The 16,261-nt window shown below is 41.6% G+C and carries 14 protein-coding genes and 1 pseudogene; 14 read left to right on the top strand and 1 reads right to left on the bottom strand.

Annotated features, from left to right (window positions below; genetic code table 11):
• The first annotated feature begins 14 nt into the window (after nucleotides 1-14).
• From codY to rseP, 9 genes are all read left to right on the top strand, one after another.
• Entirely contained in the window at nucleotides 15-794 is a 780-nt protein-coding gene (gene codY, locus KHA99_RS05220) for a GTP-sensing pleiotropic transcriptional regulator CodY (RefSeq protein ID WP_213116337.1), read from the top strand.
• Between the two features lie 192 nt (nucleotides 795-986).
• Complete coding sequence (rpsB, locus tag KHA99_RS05215) at nucleotides 987-1,691, top strand: 30S ribosomal protein S2 (protein WP_213116336.1); 705 nt, start codon at nucleotides 987-989, stop codon at nucleotides 1,689-1,691.
• Between the two features lie 132 nt (nucleotides 1,692-1,823).
• Nucleotides 1,824-2,708 carry a translation elongation factor Ts gene (gene tsf / locus KHA99_RS05210; RefSeq protein WP_213116335.1) on the top strand — a complete coding sequence of 295 codons (885 nt, stop codon included), beginning with the start codon at nucleotides 1,824-1,826 and terminating at the stop codon, nucleotides 2,706-2,708.
• 118 nt (nucleotides 2,709-2,826) lie between these two features.
• The gene (pyrH, locus tag KHA99_RS05205; protein WP_213116334.1) at nucleotides 2,827-3,552 is read left to right on the top strand and encodes a UMP kinase; all 726 of its coding nucleotides are present in this window, start codon (nucleotides 2,827-2,829) and stop codon (nucleotides 3,550-3,552) included.
• Nucleotides 3,552-4,109: a ribosome recycling factor gene (gene frr, locus KHA99_RS05200; protein ID WP_213116333.1), complete on the top strand. Its 558-nt coding sequence runs from the start codon at nucleotides 3,552-3,554 to the stop codon at nucleotides 4,107-4,109. The genes pyrH and frr overlap by 1 nt, the downstream gene beginning before the upstream one ends.
• A 248-nt stretch (nucleotides 4,110-4,357) precedes the next feature.
• A complete protein-coding gene (uppS, locus tag KHA99_RS05195) occupies nucleotides 4,358-5,134 on the top strand; it encodes an undecaprenyl pyrophosphate synthase (protein ID WP_213116332.1) in 777 nt (258 codons plus the stop codon).
• Between the two features lie 32 nt (nucleotides 5,135-5,166).
• A complete protein-coding gene (locus tag KHA99_RS05190) occupies nucleotides 5,167-5,955 on the top strand; it encodes a phosphatidate cytidylyltransferase (protein ID WP_213116331.1) in 789 nt (262 codons plus the stop codon).
• A 30-nt stretch (nucleotides 5,956-5,985) separates the two neighbouring features.
• Nucleotides 5,986-7,128, top strand: coding sequence for a 1-deoxy-D-xylulose-5-phosphate reductoisomerase (gene dxr / locus KHA99_RS05185; protein ID WP_213116330.1), 1,143 nt, complete (start codon nucleotides 5,986-5,988; stop codon nucleotides 7,126-7,128).
• 87 nt (nucleotides 7,129-7,215) lie between these two features.
• Nucleotides 7,216-8,478, top strand: a complete 1,263-nt coding sequence (gene rseP / locus KHA99_RS05180; protein WP_213116329.1) for an RIP metalloprotease RseP — start codon at nucleotides 7,216-7,218, stop codon at nucleotides 8,476-8,478.
• A gap of 286 nt (nucleotides 8,479-8,764) precedes the next feature.
• Here the strand turns inward: rseP and KHA99_RS05175 are convergent.
• Nucleotides 8,765-8,974, bottom strand: a pseudogene (locus KHA99_RS05175) (transposase); the annotation flags it as partial.
• Between the two features lie 400 nt (nucleotides 8,975-9,374).
• On the opposite strand from KHA99_RS05175, the gene KHA99_RS05170 reads away from it, so the two are divergent.
• The 5 genes from KHA99_RS05170 (at nucleotide 9,375) to KHA99_RS05150 (ending at nucleotide 16,252) form a co-directional block, all read left to right on the top strand.
• On the top strand, nucleotides 9,375-13,700 hold the full coding sequence (locus KHA99_RS05170) for a PolC-type DNA polymerase III (RefSeq protein ID WP_213116328.1): 4,326 nt from the start codon (nucleotides 9,375-9,377) through the stop codon (nucleotides 13,698-13,700).
• A 314-nt stretch (nucleotides 13,701-14,014) separates the two neighbouring features.
• Nucleotides 14,015-14,485 carry a ribosome maturation factor RimP gene (gene rimP / locus KHA99_RS05165; protein WP_213116327.1) on the top strand — a complete coding sequence of 157 codons (471 nt, stop codon included), beginning with the start codon at nucleotides 14,015-14,017 and terminating at the stop codon, nucleotides 14,483-14,485.
• Nucleotides 14,486-14,523: 38 nt separating this feature from the next.
• Nucleotides 14,524-15,651, top strand: coding sequence for a transcription termination factor NusA (gene nusA, locus KHA99_RS05160; RefSeq protein ID WP_213116326.1), 1,128 nt, complete (start codon nucleotides 14,524-14,526; stop codon nucleotides 15,649-15,651).
• A gap of 17 nt (nucleotides 15,652-15,668) precedes the next feature.
• Nucleotides 15,669-15,953, top strand: coding sequence for an RNase P modulator RnpM (rnpM, locus tag KHA99_RS05155; RefSeq protein ID WP_213116325.1), 285 nt, complete (start codon nucleotides 15,669-15,671; stop codon nucleotides 15,951-15,953).
• Nucleotides 15,950-16,252, top strand: a complete 303-nt coding sequence (locus KHA99_RS05150; protein ID WP_213116324.1) for a YlxQ family RNA-binding protein — start codon at nucleotides 15,950-15,952, stop codon at nucleotides 16,250-16,252. The genes rnpM and KHA99_RS05150 overlap by 4 nt, the downstream gene beginning before the upstream one ends.
• Nucleotides 16,253-16,261: the final 9 nt, after the last annotated feature.

Below are 16,261 nucleotides of genomic sequence, written 5' to 3'. Positions count from 1 at the left end.
GGAGGAAGAAACAGATGGATTTACTTACAAAAACAAGAAGAATTAATATTTTGTTGCAAAAGGCAGCAGGCAAACCGGTAAACTTTAAAGAAATGGCAGCAACATTAAGTGAAACCATTGAAGCAAATGTTTACATCGTCAGCCGCCGTGGGAAATTGCTTGGTATTACTATTTATCAGCAAATCGAAAACGAACGTATGAAAAAAATGTTCGAGGATCGTCAATTTCCGGAAGAATACACAAACAATTTGTTCTCAATTACCGAAACATCCCCGAATTTAGATGTGGATAGTCAATATACAGCTTTCCCTGTGGAAAATAAGGATTTATTCCAGGAAGGTTTAACAACAATTGTTCCGATTATTGGCGGCGGTGAACGTCTTGGTACTTTGATCCTGGCAAGATTGCATGATAAGTTCAATGATGACGATTTAATCTTAGCTGAATATGGTGCAACTGTTGTTGGAATGGAAATCCTTCGTGAAAAATCTGAGGAAATTGAAGAGGAAGCACGAAGCAAAGCTGTTGTGCAAATGGCCATCAGCTCCTTATCTTACAGTGAGCTAGAAGCCATTGAACATATTTTTGAAGAGCTAAACGGTAATGAAGGGTTATTAGTCGCTTCAAAAATTGCAGACCGTGTAGGAATTACCCGCTCCGTTATTGTTAACGCTTTAAGAAAGCTCGAAAGCGCTGGAGTTATTGAATCCCGCTCCCTTGGTATGAAAGGAACTTACATTAAAGTTCTTAATGACAAGTTCTTGGTCGAGCTTGAAAAATTAAAATCACATTAATGTTTTAATGGATTCCCGGCAGGAGCCGGGAATTTTTTTTGAAACAAAACCTTGATTGTTTAATGGCCATGTGCTATATTATTTCATGGTGTTATTACACACGCTTGTTGATTTAGGCAGATGGTGCTTAACTTTAAGTCCTGCTTAAAGATGAGATAAGCGGAGGAAAACAAACCATTAGGAGGAAAAAACATGTCAGTCATTTCTATGAAGCAATTGCTTGAAGCTGGTGTACATTTCGGACACCAAACTCGCCGTTGGAACCCAAAGATGAAGAAATATATCTTCACAGAGCGTAACGGCATCTACATCATCGACCTTCAAAAGACAGTTAAGAAGGTAGAAGAAGCTTATAACTGGGTTAAGGAACTTGCTGCAGAAGGCGGTACAGTCCTTTTCGTTGGTACAAAGAAACAAGCTCAAGATTCTGTTAAAGAAGAAGCAGCTCGTTCTGGTATGTACTATGTTAACCAACGTTGGTTAGGTGGTACATTAACAAACTTTGAAACAATTCAAAAGCGTATCGGCCGCTTAAAAGATATTGAAAGAATGTCAGAAGACGGTACTTTTGAAGTATTACCTAAGAAAGAAGTTGTTCAACTTAAGAAAGAACAAGAACGCCTTGAGAAATTCTTAGGCGGAATCAAAGATATGAAACAGCTTCCAGATGCATTGTTCATCATCGACCCTCGTAAAGAGCGCATTGCAGTAGCAGAAGCTAAGAAATTGAACATTCCTATCGTAGGTATCGTTGATACAAACTGCGATCCGGATGAAATCGATGTTGTTATCCCAGCAAACGACGACGCAATCCGTGCTGTTAAATTATTAACTGGCAAAATGGCGGATGCTATCTTAGAAGCAAAACAAGGCGAAGAAGTAGCTGTAGAAGCGTAAATTTATAGCCTTATCTAAAAAAGGTGATAAGAGGGAGACCCTTTATCACCTTTTTTTAGAGAATGAAAGTTTAACCCGGGTCTCATTGGTAAAGATATGAATACATAGTTAATTGAAGGAGGATATTAAATTATGGCAATTACTGCTCAAATGGTTAAAGAATTACGTGAAAAAACTGGCGCAGGTATGCTTGATTGCAAAAAAGCGTTGACAGAATCAGACGGTGACATGGACAAAGCCATTGACTACCTACGCGAAAAAGGTATCGCAAAAGCTGCGAAGAAAGCAGACCGTATTGCGGCAGAAGGCTTAACTTCCATTTCAACAAATGGCAACGATGCTGTTATCCTAGAAGTAAACTCCGAAACTGACTTCGTTGCGAAAAACGAGGGCTTCCAAACACTTGTAAAGGAGCTTGCTGAACATTTACTTAAGAACAAGCCTGCTACAGTGGAAGAAGCATTAACTCAAACAATGGAAAACGGCGCAACAGTTGATGCCCATATCAATGCGGCAATCGCAAAGATCGGCGAAAAACTATCTCTTCGCCGCTTTACAGTAGTTTCTAAGACTGACAATGATGCATTTGGTGCTTACCTTCATATGGGCGGACGCATTTCTGTATTAACTGTGCTTGAAGGTACTACAGAAGCAGATGCTGCAAAAGATGTTTCTATGCACATCGCTGCGTTAAATCCTAAATATGTTTCTCGTGACCAAGTGTCTCAAGAAGAAGTTGAGCATGAGCGTCAAGTATTAACTCAGCAAGCCCTTAACGAAGGCAAGCCTGAAAATATCGTGACTAAAATGGTTGAAGGCCGCCTCGGCAAATACTTTGAAGATGTTTGTGTTCTTGACCAGGCATTCGTTAAAAATCCTGATCAAAAGGTTCGCCAATTTGTTGAATCTAAGGGCGCTACAATCCGTGAATTCATTCGCTACGAAGTAGGCGAAGGTATCGAAAAGCGTGAAGATAACTTTGCTGAAGAAGTAATGAACCAAGTGAATAAAAAATAGTCAATTATTCTCGGGCTAACAGGTTTGAAGTTTTTGTAATTGATGTTTGAATAGGGGACACGCTGTGTTCCCTATTTTTTAAGACGAAAAAAAGTTAGAATTTTTTATGGAGGTTTATATGAGCGGTCCTAAGTACAAACGCGTTGTGTTAAAATTAAGCGGAGAGGCTCTTGCTGGTGATTCGGGCTTTGGAATTAAACCATCTATCATCAAATCAATTGCCACTCAAGTAAAGGAAATTGCTGAGCTTGATGTAGAAGTGGCCGTAGTTGTCGGAGGCGGCAACATCTGGCGTGGTAAAATTGGCAGTGAAATGGGGATGGACCGGGCAACTGCCGATTATATGGGGATGTTGGCAACGGTAATGAACTCTCTTGCCTTACAAGACAGTTTAGAGCACTTAGGGATTGAATCACGGGTACAAACCTCAATTGAAATGCGCCAAGTTGCAGAACCATACATAAGACGCCGTGCAATCAGACACTTGGAGAAGAAACGGGTAGTCATTTTTGCAGCAGGAACTGGAAATCCGTACTTTTCGACAGATACAACAGCTGCTTTAAGAGCCGCGGAAATTGATGCGGAAGTTATCTTGATGGCGAAGAATAATGTCGATGGTGTTTATTCTGCTGACCCACGTGTTGATTCCAACGCTGTAAAATATGATGACCTTTCATTCCTGGATGTTTTAAAGGAAGGCTTGGCAGTTATGGATTCAACAGCATCATCCCTATGTATGGATAATGATATTCCACTAATTGTTTTTTCTATCATGGAGCAGGGCAATATCAAAAGGGCCGTTATGGGTGAAAAAATCGGAACGATTGTTAGGGGGAAAAACTAATGGCAAAAGAAGTCATCAATTCCGCAAAAGAAAGAATGACAAAAGGAATTCAAGCTTATACTCGCGAGCTTGCCAGCATTCGTGCCGGCAGAGCGAGTGCTTCGCTTTTAGATCGAATTACGGTCGATTATTACGGTGCGCCAACGCCTGTTAATCAGCTGGCGGGAATCTCGACTCCTGAAGCCCGGCTATTGGTCATCCAGCCATATGATAAAACGATCCTTGGCGATATTGAAAAAGCGATTCTGAAATCTGATTTAGGCTTAAATCCTTCCAATGATGGTTCCATCATTCGGCTTGCAATTCCTCAATTAACAGAGGAGCGCCGTAAAGAATTGGTAAAAGTGGTGAAAAAGGAATCAGAAGAAGCGAAAATCGCGATCCGCAACGTTCGCCGCGATGCCAACGATGAGTTGAAAAAGCTTGAAAAAAATGGTGAAATCACAGAAGACGCCCTGCGCGGTTACTCTGATGATATTCAAAAACTTACCGATGACCACATCCATAAAATTGATCAAATCACAAAAGATAAAGAAAAAGAAATTATGGAAGTGTAACTTAAATAGTTAAGAATGACCCTCTTTTTAGGGGGTTTTTTCACTATTAATAGAAAAAATTTAAAATACATAAGTTAGGATTGTTTGACATTATTCTTAATTCTTTCTATTTTACATAGTATGAAATGAGATATCTTTTTTCTTTTTTGGTATGATATAGGCATGCTGGATTCCAATCTATTACATACTATAACAAGTTCGATGAAGTTTATTATCGGAGGAAAGCTAATAATGGAGGAGCGCTTGCCATGTTAAATAAAATAAAAATCTGGAAGAACCAAAATAACTCTTCCACACTCCGAGATAAAATTGAAGGAATTAAAAAATTGCCGGTACCGGAACATGTGGCCATTATTATGGATGGAAATGGCCGATGGGCTAAAAAACGGGCACTGCCGCGCATTGCCGGTCATCATGAAGGAATGAAGGTTGTCCGAAAAACAACTATGCTGGCCAATGACCTTGGGCTAAAAGTGCTGACATTGTATGCTTTTTCAACAGAGAATTGGAAAAGGCCAAAAAATGAAGTGGATTATATTATGAAGCTTCCAGAGGAATTCCTAGGGACCTTCCTTCCAGAATTGGTGGCCAATAATGTTCAAGTGAAAATGATGGGCTATAAGCATCAACTGCCAAAACATACTTTAAATGCCATTGAAAAGGCGATGGAACAAACAAAGAATAATACAGGACTTGTATTAAACTTTGCTTTGAATTATGGAAGCAGGGCTGAGATTCTTGATGCGGTCAAGCAAGTCTTAAATGATTATAATAGTGGCATACTGAAGGAAACCGATTTAAATGAGGAGGCATTTTCCTCCTATCTAATGACTTCCAATTTCAAAGATCCTGACCTATTAATCCGGACAAGCGGCGAAATTCGCTTAAGCAATTTTATGTTATGGCAGTTAGCCTATTCGGAGTTTTGGTTTACTGATGTGTTGTGGCCTGATTTCAGTGAGGATCATTTGTTAGAGGCGATCGAGGTGTTTCAAAAGCGCCAGCGTCGATTTGGAGGTATATAAATTTGCAGTCAAAAAAGGTGTTGAAACAGTAAATGAAACAAAGAATTATTACAGGAGTCGTAGCAGCGGCACTTTTTTTGCCAATTGTATTTTACGGCGGGCTTCCGTTCGTATTATTGACTTATTTGCTCGCAACCATTGGACTATATGAACTATTAAGGATGAAGGGCTTGAGCATCTTTTCTCCATACGGGTTCCTTTCTCTGCTTTTCCTTTGGGTTATTTTATTCCCTGCACAATATAATGAAATAATGGCGGACTTTTACTATTCAAAAACGGAGCTAGGCATTGCGTTTATCCTATTGTTATTGACCTATACAGTCATTACAAAAAATAGTTTTACTTTTGAGGATGCCGCTTTTACAGTGCTTTCGGCAATTTATACAGGTATTGGTTTTTATTATTTCATGGAAACGCGAGAAGCTGGTCTTGTGTATATTTTTTATTCCTTATTCATCATTTGGGCAACGGACTCAGGGGCTTACTTTATTGGTAAGGCAATGGGCAAGAAGAAATTATGGCCGGAAATCAGTCCTAACAAAACGGTTGAAGGCTCGATTGGCGGTATTATTTGTGCCGCTGTAGTGGCTATTTTGTTTGGTGTTTTTGGCGAAATGAATGCAGGGATTGTAACACTAATAGGCATGACCATCGTTCTATCTGTTTTTGGACAAATCGGGGACCTTGTCCAATCTGCCTATAAACGCCATTTTAATGTAAAGGATTCAGGGACCATTTTACCGGGACATGGAGGCATTCTAGACCGGTTTGACAGTTTATTATTTGTGTTGCCATTATTGCATTTTTTCCACCTTTGGTAAAAAGGCTTTTCTTTTTAGGAGTTGACTAGTTTGAAGACAATTAGCTTACTGGGGGCGACCGGGTCCATCGGTACCCAAACCATGGATATTATCCGGGAGCACTCTGAAGAGTTTAAATTAGCTGCCATTTCCGTTGGCAAAAACATCGATTTAACGCGAAAAATAATTGCGGAATTTCAGCCTGAGCTTGTTTCTGTACAAACGATGGCTGATTATAATACATTAAAAGCAGAATTCCCGAAAAACAAGTTTACGTTTGGCGAGGAAGGGCTAATTGAGGCAGCGGTTTATGACAAGTCCGATATTCTTGTCAATGCCGTTCTCGGCAGCGTAGGGTTAAACCCGACTCTGCAGGCGATTGAATGCGGGAAAACAATAGCCATTGCCAATAAAGAAACGCTGGTGACGGCCGGACATTTAGTGATTGAAGCAGCGAAGAAAAATAATGTGGCACTTCTCCCGGTAGACAGCGAGCATTCGGCCATTTTTCAAGCGCTGCAAGGAGAGAAAGAGAAAAACATTGAACGCTTAATTCTAACTGCCTCCGGCGGCAGCTTCCGTGACCGCGCCCGCAGTGAACTAGAGAAAGTGACAGTTGAGGAAGCATTAAATCATCCTAACTGGTCGATGGGTGCGAAAATCACGATTGATTCGGCAACCATGATGAATAAGGGACTCGAAGTAATAGAAGCGCATTGGCTGTTTTCACTCAGTTATGAAAAAATTGATGTATTGCTTCACAAGGAAAGTATTATTCATTCCATGGTCGAATTCCATGATACAAGCGTGATTGCACAGCTGGGAACACCGGATATGAGAGTACCTATCCAATTTGCGCTCACCTATCCGGATCGTTTGCCTCTTACCACAGGGAACCGCTTAAATTTGGCGCAAATTGGCACCCTTCATTTCCAGGAAATGGACATGGAAAGGTTCCGCTGTTTGAAGTTTGCCTATGAAGCTGGGAAAATCGGTGGAACGATGCCAACTGTTTTGAATGCAGCAAATGAAGCGGCAGTCGCAGCATTCCTAGAAGGAAAGATTCGCTTCCTGCAAATAGAAGACTTGATTGAGCAGGCATTAAGCGCTCATCAAACAACCAAAAATCCGAGTCTAAGTGTAATCCAAGAGGTTGACAAGGAAACGCGACAGTTTGTAAATTCATTGCTATAAAGTTAATAAGCGCCTTGACCAAGGGCGACAGACAGATATTGAGGTCTAAAGGTACTTTCTAAACCAAATAAAAAGGTGGTTTTATTATTGAGTACAGTCATTGCCTTTATTGTGATATTTGGCGCACTCGTTTTTTTTCATGAATTAGGACATTTTATATTTGCAAAACGGGCAGGCATCCTTTGCCGCGAATTTGCGATTGGGATGGGTCCGAAGGTTTTTTCCCACCAAAAAGGGGAAACCACATACACTATTCGTCTATTGCCAATCGGCGGATTTGTTCGAATGGCTGGCGAAGATCCGGAAATGGTTGAAATAAAACCTGGCTATAGAATTGGACTATTATTTGATAAGAACGGCCAAGCAACCAAGCTTATCTTGAATAATAAAGAAAAGTATCCAAATTGCCGTATTGTTGAGGTTGAATATGCAGATATTGAAAAGGACCTAATCATCAAAGGGTACCCAGAGGATGACGATGAAAATTTGCAAACCTTTACGATTCATCCAAAGGCAGTCATTGTTGAAAATGGCGTGGCATCACAAATCGCACCATTGGATCGGCAATTTGCTTCTAAAACGTTAGGACAAAGATTTATGGCCATCTTTGCGGGCCCGATGATGAATTTTGTATTGGCATTTGTAGTATTTATTATCATTGCTTTATTGCAGGGAGTACCGACTAACGATCCGAAACTGGGTGAGATTACCTCGGATGGTGCCGCGAAGGCAGCAGGACTACAAAAAGGGGATATTGTCCAAAGTATCGATGGCTCTGAAATTAGCAGCTGGTCTGATGTTGTTGAAATTATCCGCAAAAATCCAAACGAAAAGCTTGATTTTTCAATTGTACGTAACGGAAAGGAAATGGATATATCAGTTACGCCTAATGAGAAAACGGTGGAAGGCAAAAAAATGGGGATTATCGGTGTTTACAGCCCAGTTGAAAAGTCGCCAGTCCAAGCCGTTACAGCAGGCGCCAAAGAAACCTATTTCTGGACAACGCAGATTTTTGTTATGCTTGGCAAATTAGTAACCGGACAATTTTCCATTGATGCCTTATCAGGCCCGGTCGGAATTTATGTTTCCACGGATGAAGTGGCCAAATCGGGGATCTTCTACCTCATGAAGTGGGCCGGAATTTTAAGTATCAACCTTGGGATTATGAACTTACTGCCAATCCCGGCATTGGACGGGGGAAGGCTGATGTTCTTCGCAGTAGAGGCAGTTAGAGGCAAACCGATTGACCGTCAAAAGGAAGGAATGGTCCACTTTATCGGCTTCGCTCTGCTAATGCTGCTGATGCTGGTTGTGACCTGGAACGATATCCAAAGATTTTTCTTAAAATAATAAAGAAGGGACCTTTATAAGGCCCCTTCAGATTGTCGAGAAAGGGTATTTTTCTCGGCATTTTTTTTGTCAAAACCTTAATTACTAAACTTTTATTGTTTATTCCTGCTAACTGGCCTGTTGATTTCCGCTCCAGGCACTCGCTTTCCGCGGGGAGGTCCTGAAGCCTCCTCGGCGATGAAAGCGCCTGCGGGGTCTCCAGTGACCTCTATATCCCGCAGGAGTCGAGTGCCCTCCGCTCCAATCAACAGGGGGGAAAATCAACCTAAGTATTGCAACACACATTAAACTTATGTTTATTGGGGTTTGCCTTTAAATGAGTTGAATCTGTAAATAATGCACGTCCCCCAACCATTTTGTGTTTCATTGCTAGAAGATTAATTTCAGCAAAAACATCCTGAAAGATATTAGTACCTTTAAAGAGGTGTTGACGATTCCAACTAATCGTAGAATGATGTGGAACTGCATCATGGAAGTTTAAGCCTAAAAACCAACGACATTTGGCTTAAAAAATAAATTCACTACTTATGTTATTGGAGTTGAAGGACTAATGGAAAACACCTGTTGATTTGCGCGGAAGGCACGAAGACTCCTGCGGGAGTACGGGGCAGGGGAGACCCCGCAGGAGCTTTAGCGACGAGGAGGCTCCCCGGCACGCCCTAAGGTGCGCGAAGTGCCTGGAGCGCCAATCAACAGACTTGTTGAAAAGCCTTATATTAATAACATTAAAACAAATTAACGCGATGAATTGTTAAAGAAATTGAGTGAAATTTTTTTGCTAAAAATGGATAAAGGTTTCTGTCGAATTAACCCGAATCTTTTCGGATGATATGGTATAATTACTTTCTGAAATAGACTAGATAAAAAGAATTTTGATAGAGGGGAGAGATGAGAGGATGAGCGAAAATGCCTTAGGCAAAAAAGAGCGATTCCAACTCTTGCTCCAGCAGCTGCAATTAACTGAAGATGCAGTCGTTATGCATTTCCAAAATGCGCAAATCGAAAGGCTACTGGTAGAAAAGAAAGCGAGAAAATGGCATTTTCAATTTTTATTGGATAAAGTCCTGCCATTCAATGTATTCACGCGGTTTACTGCCCAAATCGAGCGAACTTTTTCAAACATTGCAGCAGTATCATATGATATTAATGTTACCAATCAAGAAAACGCCTCAGAATTAATCAGCGAATACTGGAGCTATTGCATCCAGCAAATTGATGGAATCTCCCCGCCGCTCATTAAACTTTTACATGAACAGTTGCCTGTAGTAAGTGGCAATAAGCTTACCGTTTCGGTTAGAAACGAGGCAGAGGGATTAACCCTAAAACGTAAATATGGGCCATTAATCGGTGAGATTTATCAGTCCTTCGGATTCCCGCTGTTTTCCTTTGAGATTGATATAAAAAGTGAAGAACATAATGAGGAATATCAACAATTTTTACTTGCTAAACAAAAGGAAGACCAAGAACGTGCCTTAATGGCAATGATCGAAATGCAGAAACAGGATGCCGAGAAAGAACAGGGCGGCGGTGATATGCCGCAAGGTCCGCTTTCAATCGGTTTGACAATTAAGGATAACAGCGAGCACCGCAGCTTAATTGATATTGTCGATGAAGAAAGACGAGTTGTCGTCGAAGGTTATATATTTGATGCGGATATTCGCGAGCTGCGCAGCGGCCGCTCCTTGTTAACCTTTAAAATTACCGACTACACCAGTTCCATAATGGTTAAAATGTTCTCCCGTGATAAAGAGGACGCAAATGCTTTCCAACTTGTTAAAAAGGGAATGTGGGTAAAGGTCCGCGGCAGCATTCAAAATGATACTTTCGTTCGTGACCTTGTCATGATCGGTAATGATATTAATGAGATTAAGCCTGCTGGCCGGAAAGATACTGCTCCAGATGATGAAAAACGGGTCGAACTGCATTTGCATACCCCGATGAGCCAGATGGATGCCGTCACTCCTGTCGGCACTTTAATTGCCCAAGCCAAAAAATGGGGCCATAAAGCGATTGCCGTTACAGACCACGCCGTCGCTCAATCCTTCCCGGAAGCCTACAGTGCCGGGAAGAAGAATGATATAAAGATTCTTTATGGTGTTGAAGTGAATCTGGTCGATGATGGTGTACCGATTACCTTTAACGATGCCCACAGGCTTCTTGCTGAAGATACTTATGTCGTGTTTGACGTTGAAACAACCGGTCTTTCAGCCGTATACGATACGATAATCGAGCTTGCTGCTGTAAAGATAAGGAACGGCGAAATCATCGATCGGTTTGAATCGTTTGCCAATCCGCACCATCGCTTGTCAGCGACCACCATCAACCTGACGGGCATTACCGATGATATGGTGCAAAACGCTCCGGAAGTAGCTGAGGTTTTACAGAAATTCTTTGACTGGACTGGGGATGCGGTCTTAGTTGCACACAATGCTTCCTTTGACATGGGATTCTTGAATGTCGGTTATAAAAAAATTGGTATTGGAAAAGCCAAAAACCCTGTCATCGATACGCTGGAATTGGGCCGTTTCCTGTATCCAGAATTAAAAAACCATCGTTTAAATACCTTGGCCAAAAAATTTGATATCGAGCTGACACAGCACCATAGAGCGATTTATGATGCGGAAGCGACCGGATATTTGTTAATGAAGATGCTGAAGGATGCACAGGCAAAAGAGATAAATTACCATGATGAATTTAATGATCACATGGGAAAAGGAAATGCTTATCAAAGGGCCCGTCCGTACCACTGCACACTGATGGCGCAGACAGAGCACGGCTTAAAAAATTTATTTAAGCTCATTTCCATTGCCCATATTGAATATTTCTACCGTGTGCCGCGAATTCCACGGTCGGTGCTGCAAAAATACCGCGAAGGCATCCTTGTTGGTTCCGCCTGTGATAAGGGAGAAGTATTCGAGGGAATGATGCAAAAGTCTCCAGACGAAGTGGAGTCTGCAGCAGTCTTTTATGATTATATCGAGGTCATGCCAAAACAGGTCTATGCTCCGCTCCTAGAAATGGAACTGGTCCGTGATGAACGGGCGCTTGAGGAAATTATCGGCAACATCGTTGCGCTTGGAGACAAGCTTGGAATACCGGTTGTGGCTACGGGCAATGTTCACTACTTGAACGAAAACGATAAGATTTACAGAAAAATATTAATCAACTCACAGGGCGGTGCTAACCCGCTGAACCGTCATGAACTTCCGGATGTTCATTTTAGAACGACAAATGAAATGCTCGATGCCTTTTCATTCTTAGGCAAAGAAAAGGCAAAGGAAATCGTCGTCACAAATACAAATAAAATTGCGGATATGATTGACGTCATTAAGCCAATTAAGGATGATTTGTATACACCGAGAATTGAAGGTGCCGATGAGGAAATGCGGGAAATGAGTTATGCCATGGCCCGGAAAATATACGGCGAAGAGCTTCCAGAAATTGTTGAAGCCCGTTTGGAAAAGGAATTGAAAAGTATCATCGGGCACGGATTTGCCGTTATTTATTTGATTTCCCATAAGCTTGTTAAAAAGTCCTTGGATGATGGGTACTTGGTCGGATCGCGTGGATCGGTCGGTTCCTCACTTGTCGCAACGATGACGGAAATTACCGAGGTTAACCCATTGCCGCCGCATTATATTTGTCCATCCTGTAAGCATTCAGAGTTTTTTAATGATGGATCGGTCGGTTCAGGCTTCGATTTGCCTGATAAGGATTGCCCACATTGCGGCACAAAATATCGAAAAGATGGCCATGACATCCCGTTCGAAACCTTCCTTGGCTTTAAAGGAGATAAGGTTCCCGATATTGATTTGAACTTCAGCGGTGAATATCAGCCCCGTGCCCATAACTATACAAAGGTCCTTTTTGGAGAGGAATATGTTTACCGTGCTGGGACAATAGGTACGGTTGCCGATAAAACAGCTTTCGGATATGTAAAGGCCTATCAGCAGGATAACAATCTACAAATGCGCGGCGCCGAAGTGGAACGGCTTGCTTCTGGCTGTACGGGTGTAAAAAGAACAACTGGTCAGCATCCCGGCGGTATCATCGTTATTCCTGATTATATGGACGTTTACGATTTTACGCCAATCCAATTTCCGGCTGACGATCGAAATTCGGAATGGAAAACGACCCATTTTGATTTCCATTCCATTCACGATAACGTTCTAAAGCTTGATATTCTCGGACACGATGACCCGACAGTGATCAGGATGCTACAGGATTTGAGCGGTATCGATCCAAAAACAATCCCTACGGATGACCCTGAAGTTATGAAAATATTTAGCGGAACGGAATCCCTAGGTGTAACAGAAGAACAAATCATGTGTAAAACGGGAACGCTAGGCATTCCCGAATTTGGTACCCGGTTTGTTCGACAAATGCTTGAAGATACAAAGCCAACAACCTTCTCAGAACTTGTTCAGATTTCAGGTTTGTCACATGGTACGGATGTTTGGCTCGGAAATGCGCAGGAATTGATTCAGAATAAGACTTGTACCCTTAGTGAAGTAATCGGCTGCCGGGACGATATCATGGTTTACCTAATTTATCAGGGACTTGAGCCATCCTTCGCTTTCAAAATAATGGAATCCGTCCGTAAAGGAAAAGGATTATCGGAAGAAATGGAAGCGGAAATGAGAAGGAACGAGGTACCGGAATGGTACATTGACTCTTGTAAAAAAATTAAGTACATGTTCCCGAAAGCCCACGCGGCTGCATATGTCTTGATGGCTGTAAGGATTGCCTATTTTAAAGTTCATCTTCCCCTTCTTTATTATGCTGCTTATTTCACTGTCAGGGCAGAGGACTTTGATTTAGAAACAATGACGCGCGGCTCTGAGGCCATCCGTGCGAAAATTGGCGAAATAAATGCGAAGGGTTTGGAAGCATCGAACAAGGAGAAAAACCTGCTGACGGTGTTGGAGCTTGCGCTTGAAATGACTGAACGCGGCTATTCCTTCCAGAATTATGATTTGTACAAATCGGATGCATCGGAATTTATTATTGAAGGAAATACGTTAATTCCGCCGTTCAACTCCATTCCTGGGCTGGGAACAAATGCTGCCGTAAATATTGTTAATGCCCGCGGAGATGGAGAATTTCTATCGAAAGAAGACCTCCAGCAAAGAGGGAAGGTTTCCAAAACAATCCTTGAGTATCTGGACAAGCAAGGCTGCCTAGGCGCATTGCCTGAGCAAAACCAGCTTTCGCTCTTTTAACCTTCCGCTTTTCTGACTCTAGCTTCAGCGCCTAGGGGCTCGGGGTCATAAGCCAATCCGTCAAGAAGGCTAAAGAACAGCCTTCTCGCCGGCTCGTCTTATGCCTGTCGCCCCTGTGCAAGGCGCTTCAGCTTTTGATAATATTTGCAACTAATTCATGGTTATGTTATAGTTTTATTGGAAATACTAAGACATACTCTCGTGTACAAGAGTGGGGATTCTCCCACTCTTTCGTGTTGTTTAGGATAGTTTTTCATCAGTATTTTAAACTTGCATAGCTACATAGAAGATATTGCTGGAAAAGGAGGTAGGGCATGAGTAAAGTCACCGAGGTTGTTGAAGAACTGGCTGCACCTATTTTTCAAGAGCTTGGCTTAGAATTAGTAGAAATTGAATACGTTAAAGAAGGAAAAAGCTGGTTCCTTCGCGTATATATCGATAAAGACACAGGCGTTGATATTGAAGACTGCGGAATTGTCAGTGAACGACTTAGTGAAAAACTTGATGAAGTGGATCCAATTCCTCATAACTATTTTCTTGAAGTATCATCGCCAGGTGCAGAACGCCCTTTAAAGAAGGATAAAGATTTTGAAAAAGCAATCGGGAAAAATATTTTTATCAAAACTTATGAGCCCCTTGATGGTGAAAAAGGTTTTGAAGGGACTCTCTTAGCTTTCGATGGTCAAACTGTTACAATCGAAGTGAAAATAAAAACCCGTAAAAAAACGATTGAAATTCCATACGAAAAAGTGGCAAATGCAAGGCTTGCTGTAACGTTTTCTTAAACTTAGAAAAATACAATAGAATAGGGGGAAATACTCAAATGAGCAGCGAATTAATAGATGCTCTTATTGTCCTGGAAAGAGAAAAAGGTATTTCCAGGGATGTTTTAATTGAAGCCATTGAAGCAGCACTTATCTCGGCCTACCGCCGCAATTTTAATCAAGCGCAAAACGTCAGAATTGATTTAAACCTGGAAACTGGTTCAATGCGTGTTTTTGCACGTAAAGAAGTAGTGGACGAAGTGTTTGATCCACGTCTTGAAATTTCCTTAGAAGATGCGACAAGAATCAATCCAAACTATCAAGTTGAGGATATCGTCGAAATGGAAGTTACACCGAAGGATTTCGGCCGAATTGCTGCCCAAACTGCTAAACAGGTTGTGACACAAAGAGTCAGAGAAGCGGAAAGAGGAATTATTTATTCTGAATTTATTGACCGTGAAGAAGATATCATGACTGGTATCGTCCAAAGGCTCGATTCAAAATTTATTTATGTCAGCCTTGGTAAAATAGAAGCTCTGCTCCCAATCAATGAGCAGATGCCAAATGAACGTTATAAGCCGCATGATCGAATTAAAGTATTTATTACTAAGGTAGAAAAAACAACAAAAGGGCCTCAAATATTTGTTTCAAGGACTCATCCGGGATTATTAAAACGTTTATTTGAAATCGAAGTGCCGGAAATCTATGATGGGACGGTAGAAATTAAATCCGTTGCCCGTGAAGCAGGCGACCGTTCGAAGATTTCAGTTCATTCCGATAACCCTGAGGTAGATCCAGTTGGATCCTGTGTTGGTCCGAAGGGTGCCCGTGTTCAAGCAGTTGTTAACGAATTAAAGGGCGAAAAAATCGATATTGTAAAATGGTCTGATGACCCTGTTGTTTTTGTCGCCAATGCGCTCAGCCCATCGAAAGTGCTGGATGTTTCAGTAAATGAAGAAGAAAAAGCGACGACGGTTGTCGTGCCAGATTATCAGCTTTCCTTAGCAATCGGGAAACGCGGCCAAAATGCCCGTTTAGCGGCTAAATTAACAGGCTGGAAAATTGATATTAAATCAGAATCTGAGGCTCGTGAAATGGGGATTTATCCTCGTGAAGAAACAATTCGTCTATTCGATGATGGGGCCGATACCGATTTTGACGATTTTAACGATGAAGAATTAGATTAGAGCAGAGGTGAATGATGGTGAACACAAGAAAAAAAGTTCCTATGCGGAAATGTGTGGCCACTGGTGAAATGAAGCCGAAAAAAGAACTCGTTCGCATCGTTCGCTCAAAAGAAGGAGATGTATCCGTCGATTTAACTGGAAAAAAATCGGGCAGGGGTGCATATCTTTCAAAGGAAAAAGATGCCGTCCTCTTGGCAAAGAAAAAGAATATTTTGGCAAACCATTTAGAGGTTACGATTTCCGAATCGTTATATGATGAGCTTTTAGAGTTGATAGAGAAGGAGAACGGGTCGTCTAAATGAACGAAAACCAATGGATGTCATTACTTGGACTGGCCAATCGAGCACGAAAAGTAATATCAGGTGAGGAGCTGACCGTTAAGCAAATCCGCAGTGGAAATGCGAAGCTCGTTTTATTATCCGCAGATGCATCTCAAAATACGACAAAAAAAATTACCGACAAATGTAATTCGTATGAGGTTCCAATTAAAATGGTTGAAAATCGTTACCTTCTTGGCCAGGCGATTGGCAAAGAGGCCCGCGTTGTGGCAGCCGTTTTGGATGATGGATTTGCCAAAAAACTTAAACAAGTGCTCGATTAAATCTTGCGG

It is taken from the genome of Neobacillus rhizophilus (assembly GCF_018343535.1).
In the GTDB taxonomy this organism is placed as follows: Bacteria; Bacillota; Bacilli; order Bacillales; family Cytobacillaceae; genus Neobacillus; species Neobacillus rhizophilus.
Note: the sequence above shows the minus strand (reverse complement) of the source record. Positions and strands in the feature narration are given on the sequence as shown.

What these genes read in the sequence shown, in the direction of transcription:
- rpsB (WP_213116336.1), top strand. Translation starts at nt 987, where the DNA reads ATGTCAGTCATTTCTATGAAGCAATTGCTTGAAGCTGGTGTACATTTC.
- KHA99_RS05150 (WP_213116324.1), top strand. Translation starts at nt 15,950, where the DNA reads ATGAACGAAAACCAATGGATGTCATTACTTGGACTGGCCAATCGAGCA.
- KHA99_RS05190 (WP_213116331.1), top strand. Translation starts at nt 5,167, where the DNA reads ATGAAACAAAGAATTATTACAGGAGTCGTAGCAGCGGCACTTTTTTTG.
- KHA99_RS05170 (WP_213116328.1), top strand. Translation starts at nt 9,375, where the DNA reads ATGAGCGAAAATGCCTTAGGCAAAAAAGAGCGATTCCAACTCTTGCTC.
- pyrH (WP_213116334.1), top strand. Translation starts at nt 2,827, where the DNA reads ATGAGCGGTCCTAAGTACAAACGCGTTGTGTTAAAATTAAGCGGAGAG.
- codY (WP_213116337.1), top strand. Translation starts at nt 15, where the DNA reads ATGGATTTACTTACAAAAACAAGAAGAATTAATATTTTGTTGCAAAAG.
- rimP (WP_213116327.1), top strand. Translation starts at nt 14,015, where the DNA reads ATGAGTAAAGTCACCGAGGTTGTTGAAGAACTGGCTGCACCTATTTTT.
- tsf (WP_213116335.1), top strand. Translation starts at nt 1,824, where the DNA reads ATGGCAATTACTGCTCAAATGGTTAAAGAATTACGTGAAAAAACTGGC.
- uppS (WP_213116332.1), top strand. Translation starts at nt 4,358, where the DNA reads ATGTTAAATAAAATAAAAATCTGGAAGAACCAAAATAACTCTTCCACA.
- nusA (WP_213116326.1), top strand. Translation starts at nt 14,524, where the DNA reads ATGAGCAGCGAATTAATAGATGCTCTTATTGTCCTGGAAAGAGAAAAA.
- frr (WP_213116333.1), top strand. Translation starts at nt 3,552, where the DNA reads ATGGCAAAAGAAGTCATCAATTCCGCAAAAGAAAGAATGACAAAAGGA.